This is a genomic window from Planococcus sp. ISL-110 (genome assembly GCF_018613575.1).
Classification (GTDB): Bacteria; Bacillota; Bacilli; order Bacillales_A; family Planococcaceae; genus Planococcus.
Genome location: NZ_JAGGPX010000018.1, coordinates 132,412 through 142,385, shown reverse-complemented (window position 1 = coordinate 142,385; position 9,974 = coordinate 132,412). Strand labels below are relative to the sequence as shown.

Genomic DNA, 9,974 nt, shown 5'->3' with positions numbered 1-9,974 from the left:
TTGTAGTTTTTCAGTGGCCTCTAATTATCCGGAACCTTTTTTACAAACTTATAATATTCATTTACTTCCCAGGCAACAATGCGTCTGAATTGAATGCTGATCCGATCACGAGTCCGCCGCCTTTTTCCTGCGCCAGCGGCATCATGCGCTCAAGCGCACGTTCATGCTGAAGCAAGGTATATTGTGTAGCAGACAAGCTCAAGTCCGGATGGGCTTTTTCCAACTCAAGCGCCACTTCAATCGGCGTTGTCGTGTTGACAGCTAGTCCCCAAGCTTTGATGACCCTCTATTCCTGAGGCGGTCCAGTACTTTAAAGGCGCTTTTGCGCGCTTCATCGAATTTTGTGATCCACTTTCGAAGAAGTTCTGAAATTGCAGGAACTTCTTATGAATAGGGGTGCTTTCTTGTGCCAATTTGAAATAGTTATTAAATTCATACGAGGTTAAATAAAACAGGTAGAGAATTCTCTACCTGTCTTTCCACTATGGAATTATGAATTTTTTACAGGATGATCATAAACATGCTCTGGATAATCGGTAATGATTCCATCTACATTTAAATCGAATAACCGTAAAGCTTGTTCTTGTGACCTTGAAGTGCATGGATAAATGTCCATCACCGCTTCATGAACATCAGTAACCAGCTCATCTGTTATAATCTTCATTGATGGATTGAAATAATCAGCGTAAGCCGCAAAGTGGGCTAATTGTTCTTCCGTTACATCTGCCCAACTTCCTCCTGTCAGAACGCCATGAGAGAGATTCGGTAAAAGCTCTTTCGATTTTTCCATGTATTTATGGTTAAAGGATTGGTGTAGTCATATTTCGTTCGACCAAAGCATCTGCAATCTTCTCTTCCACTCCCGGATAAAGTTCCGGCGCCTTCAATTCGATTAAAATACCAACTTTCCCATGAAACTCAGCCAATACTTCCTCAAAAGTAGGAACCCTCTCACCGGCAAAGGCTTCACTAAACCAGCTACTGGCATCTAACTGCCTAATTTCCTCTAACGTTAACTCGCCTACTTTGCCGGTTCCGTTTATTGTACGATCTACAGTCGTGTCATGAATAACGACAAGCTCTCTATCTTTTGTCATTTGTACATCAATTTCAATATAGTCCGCCTTCATTTCAAACCCTTTTTGAAAGGCTTCCATCGTATTCTCAGGTGCATGCCCAGAAGCTCCACTCTTCTTCTCTTTGTATTCGAGCCAAACAAAAAGGCCTTAATAAGCCCTCTTCATTTTATCTATCAATATTTTGATTGCTTATTTCGCTGCTCTCACCTGAAGAAAATGATTGTTCAGCTTTTCTTCCATTGCGGCTTTATTTTCAGCAAATTGTTTATGGCGATGGCCATTGCCGCCTGAAGGATGCGGGAAGCCTGAGAGGATATTACTTGGTGCAACCAGCCCTTGATCCGCCAGGTAATTCAAGGCATTCGACACGTTAACGCCCAACGGAATAATCAAGGCATCACTAAAATTCTCCAGTTCAGCCGCAAAGTTTTCTGTAAGGTATTTTTTCAATATGTCGTTCTTCAGTAGGTTTGGCGTTGACCCGCTGTAGTTTTTGCCGTTATAGAAAACGGGATATGCCAGAATCGAAGTCGTATGCACCAGATGGCTGGCCTCTTCAAATAGCTCTAAGCTGGAGGATAAGCCCAGATGCCCGTTCACACCAATTTCATCCAGCATCTTGACCAAATTCTTTCGCATCGCCCCTTCAAAACTGGAATTGTTTTTTACTTGGCGAAGAATTTCCTCATCATCGCTTTCTGTCTCGACTGCATCTATTACCGTCGAAAAGGACTTTTTCATCTGGTGCAAGCCCGGTGTGATACCGACGATGATCACCTTCGCTCCTTCATTTACATACTCGAAAGGTGCGTAGTATATCTCCAGCTTTTTCTTGTCGTCTCTTTCCAGTAAAAAAGCCTCATGGATCAACGACTCTTCTGTATAGGAAGACGGTATGGATTGGATAGATTCTTTGTACTGCTGGAACTTGGTGTATTTTGCGATTGCCATGAATAAAACCCCTTTTGTTAAATGAAATTTAACTTTTTGCCATTTCCGAGTCTTTGATCTGATAGCCTAGCTCTTCAGCTGCAGCTCTGACGCTTTTATTGATTTTAAAGATATTGTCTTCGAATTTCTTGCTGTTGATCAGCTTATGTATGGCTTCCTGCACCTTTTCAATGCTCGACCAGTCCGCAACTTCCGCCTGATCGGTAAAGATCCGGGTATACATTGAATTCGGAGATTTGGAGGACTCCTTGATAGAATAGCCATTTTCTTCTAATTTCTCTAGAAGCTTGATGCGGTGGTCAAACTCAAGATTGCCGATTTCAATATACAGCTTTAGTTTATCATTTGCTTTGCGCTGCAGAAAAACGATCATCCCTTGGCCGAGCCAATAAGGAGCTTTGTCGTTCAGCTTTTCCAGGAACGGTGTGTACTTTTCCCATTCCGGATAAAGGAAATTCGGCGCATTTTTCGCTGCCTGAAACTCCTTGATCTCAAAACTGCTATTTTCCGAGACGAACTTCTCGAAGGCCTTTTTCAAAACAAGAGCACCTTCTATATGAATAAAATCAATCGTTTCTTTCGATGAGGAATAGATTTTCTCCATCCAGATCTTCTCATCCTCACTGATGCTGTTGAGCTGTTCTTTGAACTGCTGATGATGATTCATAAACTTCGTTCTTGGATTGTTCAATAGATAAAGGGCAGTAATCGATTGTCCGTGCTTTTCATAAATCGCTTCTGCCAATACCAAACGGTCTTCGTCCGGCGCAAAACGCTCCTGCAGGATGGACAAATAATTCCTCAGGAAAACAAAGACTTCCCCGCTGATCGCTTCTTTGTGGAATTTCAGGATAAACTCAAGAATGTCCGCAATGTCCGCATAATTCAGTGCCCAATACTGATCGTTGGCCGCATCCTCATTCAATAATGTCAGAAATACCGGAATAATGGTATAGCCCTTATATTCCTCCATAGCAAACTCCAAATAATCGTCCAATTGTTTCGGGGATTGTGAGGAATAGAATTTATTCTCAATGACAATCGCTGTTTTGTTTTCTGCTGAAGACAGCACCAAATCAATGGAACTTTTCTGACTAGTCAGCTTTTCCCGCTCCACGTTCCAATCATCAAACTTCATCGACAGGGTTTTCAGGAAAAAGGCCGAATCGCTGACAAAACGGTCATTTTCCGGCTTCATCAGCAGTTTACTGATGAATTTCTCGATAAAGACCGAATTCAGTCCGTGGTTCTCTTCATGATTTAAGAGCCATGCCAGTACATTGGAATGCCTGATTTCGTGGCTGTCCATTCGTATTACTTTTAGCGGATTGAACGCTTTGAATATCCGGTCCAGTTCTTCGAATGGCCTGCTGTAAATCAGATTGGCAATTTTCTTCACTTCGGTGGTCATGTATACTTCTCTTTTCGATTTCTATTTTGAAAGTCTACTCCGAATAACAGGTCTTGTTAGGTGTTCATTTCAAGGCAGCCATCCCTTTTTAAAACCATTCAGCTCCGCATAACCATAAAGCCTAACAAACTGCTGGAAACTGTAATTTTCCATGTATTGCTTTACATAAATATCGCCGTTCTGCTTAAAAAGCTGATTTCGCTCATGCAATTTTTCTAAATACGGCTCCGCCGGAAGCTTGCTGCCTTTGCGGGAATTCAACTGAGTGGAAGTCAGAACAAAATTCCACAGCTCATCACTGTGAACGAAACTCCAAGGAACAAAATGATCGACAGCTATCGTTCGATGAGTTTGAAGTAAAGGCTTGTCTGTATAAAAGCAAAAACTGCCCGAATGCGCAACAATCAGCTGCTGGAATTGCTTTAACGATTCACGCTGTGTAATGTTTTCAATTTCATCCAGCAAGATCCCTTGAGTCAAATAAGGGTTTTTCTTTTGCAGAAACTTTGCCAGCTCATAATTGGCCAACTTAAAAACAGTGGTTTGGTATTTCAATAAAAACTCATAACTGCTCGGAGTCAAAACTACTTTCCGATCTTTTTTGGAAAAACCATAGAGAAGCCCATTGGTATCTGCATACAACGCACCGACTACATATTTTTTGAGGATGTTGTTTTCAACCCGCTGAACCAATTCCGCCTGATGGCTTTCCTGAAGCGCCTCAAAAGAAACTCCTTCCGGAATAGTGAATTTTACTTGCAGATCTTTTAGATCTTTTTCAATTTGAGCCTGATGCCCTTGGGAATAGCCGTTCCGAATAACCAGATTCCAATACAGCTTAGCAAACGACTCTGCCAACTGGTCAAAACTCAATTCAAGTCTACCGTTGGCTTTGTATAAGTTTTCAAGAAAAGCCCTCAACAATGCATATTTATAAGAAGTGGTTTTCATTGTCTGAGAAGACAACACCTTCATGGTGACTGTCCATAGCTCATCATCCGAGACAGTACTATAGACGGCTGATCCTTCTTTTAATTTCCATCCTTCGGTCATAGAAGATTCCCCTTATTAATTTCTAGATATTAGAATTTGTTACAAGTGTTAGTTTTACTACTGTTGCATACTATATTTATGAGAGCTATATTTCTTCTGACATATCTTATTCATTCCTCATACATTGCCCCATAGCAAGATTCCATACGGTGATTACCGGTATCATATCCACCCACCATTTTATACAAATCTCTCGAAGTAACGATTAAATGCAATTCCCCATTCTCTTTCGCATCGGCTTTTAGTTCTTCTAATTTCTTTGTAAAATCCTTTTGGTAGGTATCGTCATCTCACCCATTCTCTGATTTATTGTGGACATTAAAGTCTTTAAGTACAGATTTATCCCTGCGGTGCTACCACTACTTTATAAAGAATAATGAGGAGTTAGGAAATCGATGGTCGGCTGATGGTTCAGTTTACAGACGACATTTTGGTTTGCAAATATCCCCGGCATCGTTACCGCATCTTCTTTCGGTACGGCTTTCAGCCACTTTACGCCGACTGTCCAGTCTGCCAGCTCTGCATCCTCTTTGTTTTGCTCGATATTCGGCTGCTTTAATGGCTGGTCTAAAAGCAACGAACCTTCGCCATCGATTTCAAAATCCTTTACCATCACTGCACTTGACGTCACTTCACCGAACCCAACATAGCCATGTCCTTTTAAGTACGCAAGGATGCGGTCTCCAGGCTTTAACTTTTTCATGGAACTGCTGTATCGTTTTCCTTGCCCAGCACTCATAAAGCCGTATTTTCTGCAGTCTTCCCAGCTTCGATGCTCTCCATCACCAACATTGACAAAGTACAAGCCAGACCACGGGACCCCTTTCTCCGACTGGGTTCTGACAGCCACTTCCTGCGGATCCATCAGCCAGGTACGGCCAAGGAATTCCTGTTCGCCTTCTTTAAAGAACTTAAAGAAGATGCAGTTGATATTCAGGTTGTGTTCAGAAGACAAATAACGGACGATTCTTTCGGAAGACGAATCGAGTTCAGATGCCATGATGACAATGCTGTGCTCTTTGTTCAGCTCTTCTGGCAAGGCCGTTAAAAACCGTTCTGCAAATACTTGGGCCAGGCTCTTGTCCAAATAGTTTAAAACGATCGACTCGATTTCTTTATAGCTAAGGTCTTTCACCCACGAAGCATAATCCAATGCCTGCGCGACGACGTCCCTCGGCGTTTTGTCTTTTTTCAGTTCTAAAATCACCAGGTTGCCTTCTGAATCCATTGCTAGCAGATCAATTCTGCCGCCATAAGGCGTGGCCACTTGCCGGCCGATGAGCAATAAATCCAAGTCAAGGATACTGATATCCTGCTCGATCCATTTTTCTAACCGGTCTTCCTTGTCGAGCTTTGATCTGGATACTTCTTTCAAGCCGTTTGCTTCCACTTTCCATAAGTTCATGTTGATCGTCATTAAGTAAACGCACCTTTCAATTTGAAAATTTTTGGTTTTTGAATCTATAATAGTCGAATATTGTAAATGCTCACTAATCTATTATACCTACTATTCTGTGAAGATATACCTCTTAACTCCTTTCCTCGCCCTTTTGAGACAAAAGAAAACAGCCATCTTCGAAATCAAAAGATTTCAAAGATGGCTGTAGTGGGAATCATTGCAGTCACCATCAATAAGAAAAGTAACCGCTCTTTCCCTGGCAGGATTGTGGGCGATTACTCTTTAAAATAAACATTCTCATAATTTGGCTGACCGCTCTTTTGCGGCATGTACTGCATTGACCGGGTGTAACAGCACTCGGTCTTTTTTTATATCCATTGAGCACTCATATTTTTATTTTGCGGCATGATATGCTCAATAGTACAGGCTTCAATATCAACGATTTCTTTAGTATCTTTATTTGTCAATTTTCTTAGCAGGTAGTTTCGGCTTCTGAAGTTATAGATATCTTTAACCAATAGCTCACGGAAGAACTCTTCATCAGAGGGAAAGCGTTTATACGAATCCAAGTTTAAGAAAGCGGCCTTTAAGCTCTCCCAGTAATTTTCTTTGTCAACTTCCTTACTGATGGTCGCAAACGTCTTGTTGAGTGAATTGGTACAACCATGTCCGTCTACACAGCAGTTTGGGCTACACCAATCCTGTCACTTATCGAAACGCAGCCCTTAAAAAAGTTGTTTGATTTAGTGTTGACTTACCAATCACCCAAAGGTCTCCCTACCTCATTTACGCGCTCCTATAAAAGGAGTATTTGTAATAACTAATGATACTAAATGAAATCATTATAACAACTACACAAGTAATTTCAGGTTAGTTAATACAAGGTTAGCCAATACAAAAGAAAAACACAGAAGATTTTATATCTCCTGCGCCTTCTCATCGTTTAAACTTGTACCGCAAACACCTGTTTTATTTTTTTTCCAACAGTAGCATCCAAGCTAAATTCAGTATGGAGCAGTTCAGCAGCACTTAGCATTTTTTCCTCTTTTAGTACCACCGATACGCTTTTGTGAGAGTCTTTCACAAAGGTAAATGGAATTTCCCCTCTTACCAGTACCTTCGAAACCTTTTCTCTAGTTACAGGATAGGTTTTCAAGTTACTTCCAATGACAGAAAGTTTTGCCAGATTCCTTTTTACGTGAAAATGCATTCCTTCAACCATTCCTTTCTCTGAAAGAACTTCCAAAACCTCTGCATAATTCTTTTCATGAATAAGAAAGGATGCTTCCTTTTCTTCCTCATACATATCAATGGAAATATGTTTTTTTTCCAATGCGTCTAAGAGTGTTGTTCTCTCAATATTCTCCAAGCTGTTAATGAAAAGGCCTGCTTGTCTTCTTTGAAAAATAATGCCAATGGGATTACCGGAATCGGAATGTCTTGTGTGACCCGTGATGAGCGTACCACTTTCTTTCGTAAAACTTGAGCGTACCACTAATGGAACGACAAAGTTTTTTGCATGTTTGACCGCTTTTGGATGCAAGACGCCTGCTCCCCTTGATGCCAGATCCAGCATGTCATCATAAGTAAGCGTGGAAATCTTTTTCGCTTTCTTTATATATCTGGGATCTGATGTGTACACACCGTCCACGTCAGTATAGATATCGCACCGTTCCGCTCCAAGCCGAGCTGCCAACGCCGTAGCAGTTGTATCCGAACCGCCTCTTCCAAGAGTAGAGATATCTCCTTCTTCCGTAACCCCTTGAAACCCTGCCACTATCACAATTTTCCCTGCATTCAACTCTTTGGTGATACGCTGTGAATTGATGGAGGTAATTCTGGCATTTCCGTAGACCGAGTCCGTATGGATCCCTGCTTGCCCTCCGGTAAAGGATATCGCTTCTGCCCCCATTTCATGAAGAGCGAGGGTCAGAAGTGCAATCGTCACCTGTTCTCCAGTGGAAAGGAGCATATCTACTTCCCTTTTAACTGGGTTTGGACACATTTCTATGGCCATCCTGTTTAATAAATCTGTGGTATCTCCCATCGCAGAAACGACCACTACGACTTGGTTCCCTTTGCTTTTTTCATCCAACACCTTTGAGGCGATGTGTTTAATATGAGAGGTGGAGCTTACAGAGGTTCCACCAAATTTTTGCACGATAATACTCACAACTCACCCTTCTTTCTATTTGGCTCTGTTATCCCCCGGTGTAGATGCCGGATTTGTAAAATGCCAATGCATTCGTCACTTTTCCAAATTCCGATGCATGCGGACGGCCATCTCCATCCGAGTATCCGTAATCCACCATGCGGTTGCGGTTTAAGCAAAGTTTTGTCAGCTCGGGCTTGAAGAAATCAAAGAGTTCAAAGCGCTCTCTTAGCTCTGGGAACTTCTCCTGATAATTCATAATGGACTGGGCGAGAAGCATCCAAAACGTGTCTTCCTCCATAATGTCATGGTTTATGAGGATATTACTCATGTAACGGAGGTGGCAGATAAAAAGTCCGGTAAAAATAAATTGAGTCAGTCCTTCAGGTGGCTCACTTCGTAGCACAGCTTTGAATTTTTTTGAAAGTCCTCTTAGTTCCGGGAAATCTTGATCAGAAATATTCACATCATCCACAAAATCCTTGATGGCCAAACGATACGGTACAGAATCTTTCAAAACAACGATCGTATTCTGACCATGGGGGGAAAATACCGTTCCGTATTGATATAAATAATGAAGCAATGGATCCATAACCACCCCGAAAAAGGTTTTCATCCACTCATCAGCTGTAAGACCCGAGTCTTCCATTAAGCTCTGCACATATGGTTTTCCATTATGGTCTTCATATAATAAGGCTGCTAGCGTAATGGCCTTCTCCCCTTCATCCAGATAGGTGTAGATGCTTTCTCTCCATATCGTCCCGAGCATTTCCAGGTATTGATATGGCGCCTTCTTCACTTTTTTGTAGTGTTGCTGATCGACATTTATGCTGGCATTTTCACCAGGCAGGATGACACGACAAACATCCTTTAGGAATGGATCTTTATTGGCAATTCCTTTTATGTGTTGTGTCACCTGTGGAGCAATCAGGGTACGTTCAGATGGAAGCCCGCGGTAAACAAGCGTGTTCAAAATGCTCATCGGCAGTTTCACATGGTATCTCTCTTTATGTGTTGTATTCACAAATGTGCGAATGGATTGCTGAGGCAGATAGGAATCGGTGCCTTCACCAAGAGGAATGATTTCCTTATATGCAAGTTCCTTAGGGAAGTTCTGTATGAGTATGTTCTTCCACTGCCATTCGTGGACAGGCATGAAATAATAGTGGGCAGGATCTGCGCCCTGCTCTTTCACCATGTTTTCAAAATTGATTCTTTCTTCCTCAGATAACTCATTCTTCAGGACTTCTTCATATTTTAGTCCTTCAATAGACTGGAAAGAAGCGATTTTTTTCTGAACAGCAATCCAGGAAAGTTTGATTTCATTTTGATTTTCAGGGGCATAGTTTAAATAGTCGTCATAACCAAATCCGATACGCCCCTTGTTGTATGTAATCCAGGGGTGGCCTGTCATATACCCTTCCAATACCTCGTAATCCTCATGAATCAGTTCGTCCGCTGATTTTGGGTCCTTTTCAAGAAGGTGGGCATCTGCTATCAAGGTTGCGTTCAGTTCTTTAATTAGATGCCCTACTGTTTCCGGGGACATCGGGATGAATTCCTGCAAGTCCACAATCAGTCCGATAGCACTGTCAGCAATCTCCCTTTTTGACTCTTGCAAAATATAGATTGTTTCCCACTTCACATCATAACTGTCAAAAAAGCGTTTTTCCGCGGTATAGCGATAGGCTTTCTTCTCTGAGATTTTCAAGGAATACTGAATGGTTTTTCCGTTCTGTTCGATTGTTTCCGGTTGGATCATATCTTCGTACATGTATTCGGAAAGCATTTTGGCAATGAGTTTGCGGTTGACTTTTTCCCAATTGGTTTTATTCAACACAGATTTTAATTCGCTCTTGAATTGCATGGTATCCCTACTTTTTTTGGTTTGGGTAAATTTTTATAAATAGAAAGGTATTTTCTATAGCT

General features: G+C 41.6%; 9 protein-coding genes and 1 pseudogene. 1 reads left to right on the top strand and 9 read right to left on the bottom strand.

The window, feature by feature from the left end; genetic code table 11:
• Positions 1 to 61 precede the first annotated feature (61 nt).
• The 7 genes and pseudogenes from J7I83_RS18145 to J7I83_RS17875 all read right to left on the bottom strand — a co-directional run bounded on the left by J7I83_RS18145 (position 62) and on the right by J7I83_RS17875 (position 6,462).
• Positions 62 to 223 carry a hypothetical protein gene (locus J7I83_RS18145; RefSeq protein ID WP_215101464.1) on the bottom strand — a complete coding sequence of 54 codons (162 nt, stop codon included), beginning with the start codon at positions 221 to 223 and terminating at the stop codon, positions 62 to 64.
• A 267-nt stretch (positions 224 to 490) separates the two neighbouring features.
• Positions 491 to 1,187: pseudogene (locus J7I83_RS13210) on the bottom strand (glycerophosphodiester phosphodiesterase); the annotation flags it as partial.
• Between the two features lie 81 nt (positions 1,188 to 1,268).
• Positions 1,269 to 2,030 (bottom strand): hypothetical protein, encoded by a 762-nt coding sequence (locus J7I83_RS13205; RefSeq protein WP_215101463.1) that lies wholly within the window; start codon positions 2,028 to 2,030, stop codon positions 1,269 to 1,271.
• A 28-nt stretch (positions 2,031 to 2,058) separates the two neighbouring features.
• Complete coding sequence (locus J7I83_RS13200) at positions 2,059 to 3,441, bottom strand: PDDEXK-like family protein (protein WP_215101462.1); 1,383 nt, start codon at positions 3,439 to 3,441, stop codon at positions 2,059 to 2,061.
• A gap of 69 nt (positions 3,442 to 3,510) precedes the next feature.
• Positions 3,511 to 4,494, bottom strand: a complete 984-nt coding sequence (locus J7I83_RS13195) for an HNH endonuclease domain-containing protein (RefSeq protein WP_215101460.1) — start codon at positions 4,492 to 4,494, stop codon at positions 3,511 to 3,513.
• Between the two features lie 364 nt (positions 4,495 to 4,858).
• Complete coding sequence (locus J7I83_RS13190; RefSeq protein ID WP_215101458.1) at positions 4,859 to 5,911, bottom strand: endonuclease NucS domain-containing protein; 1,053 nt, start codon at positions 5,909 to 5,911, stop codon at positions 4,859 to 4,861.
• A 350-nt stretch (positions 5,912 to 6,261) separates the two neighbouring features.
• A complete protein-coding gene (locus J7I83_RS17875) occupies positions 6,262 to 6,462 on the bottom strand; it encodes a GmrSD restriction endonuclease domain-containing protein (protein ID WP_285228701.1) in 201 nt (66 codons plus the stop codon).
• Between the two features lie 80 nt (positions 6,463 to 6,542).
• Here J7I83_RS17875 and J7I83_RS18140 point away from each other — a divergent pair, with 80 nt between their 5' ends.
• Positions 6,543 to 6,635 carry an IS3 family transposase gene (locus J7I83_RS18140; protein ID WP_353048280.1) on the top strand — a complete coding sequence of 31 codons (93 nt, stop codon included), beginning with the start codon at positions 6,543 to 6,545 and terminating at the stop codon, positions 6,633 to 6,635.
• A gap of 201 nt (positions 6,636 to 6,836) precedes the next feature.
• On the opposite strand, the gene J7I83_RS13180 is transcribed toward J7I83_RS18140, so the two are convergent.
• Together J7I83_RS13180 and J7I83_RS13175 are read right to left on the bottom strand one after the other, a co-directional pair.
• Positions 6,837 to 8,066, bottom strand: a complete 1,230-nt coding sequence (locus J7I83_RS13180; RefSeq protein ID WP_215101456.1) for an aspartate kinase — start codon at positions 8,064 to 8,066, stop codon at positions 6,837 to 6,839.
• Between the two features lie 28 nt (positions 8,067 to 8,094).
• The gene (locus tag J7I83_RS13175; protein WP_215101454.1) at positions 8,095 to 9,912 is read right to left on the bottom strand and encodes an IucA/IucC family protein; all 1,818 of its coding nucleotides are present in this window, start codon (positions 9,910 to 9,912) and stop codon (positions 8,095 to 8,097) included.
• Positions 9,913 to 9,974: the final 62 nt, after the last annotated feature.

What these genes read in the sequence shown, in the direction of transcription:
- J7I83_RS13205 (WP_215101463.1), bottom strand. Translation starts at nt 2,030, where the DNA reads ATGGCAATCGCAAAATACACCAAGTTCCAGCAGTACAAAGAATCTATC.
- J7I83_RS13200 (WP_215101462.1), bottom strand. Translation starts at nt 3,441, where the DNA reads ATGACCACCGAAGTGAAGAAAATTGCCAATCTGATTTACAGCAGGCCA.
- J7I83_RS13195 (WP_215101460.1), bottom strand. Translation starts at nt 4,494, where the DNA reads ATGACCGAAGGATGGAAATTAAAAGAAGGATCAGCCGTCTATAGTACT.
- J7I83_RS13190 (WP_215101458.1), bottom strand. Translation starts at nt 5,911, where the DNA reads ATGACGATCAACATGAACTTATGGAAAGTGGAAGCAAACGGCTTGAAA.
- J7I83_RS13175 (WP_215101454.1), bottom strand. Translation starts at nt 9,912, where the DNA reads ATGCAATTCAAGAGCGAATTAAAATCTGTGTTGAATAAAACCAATTGG.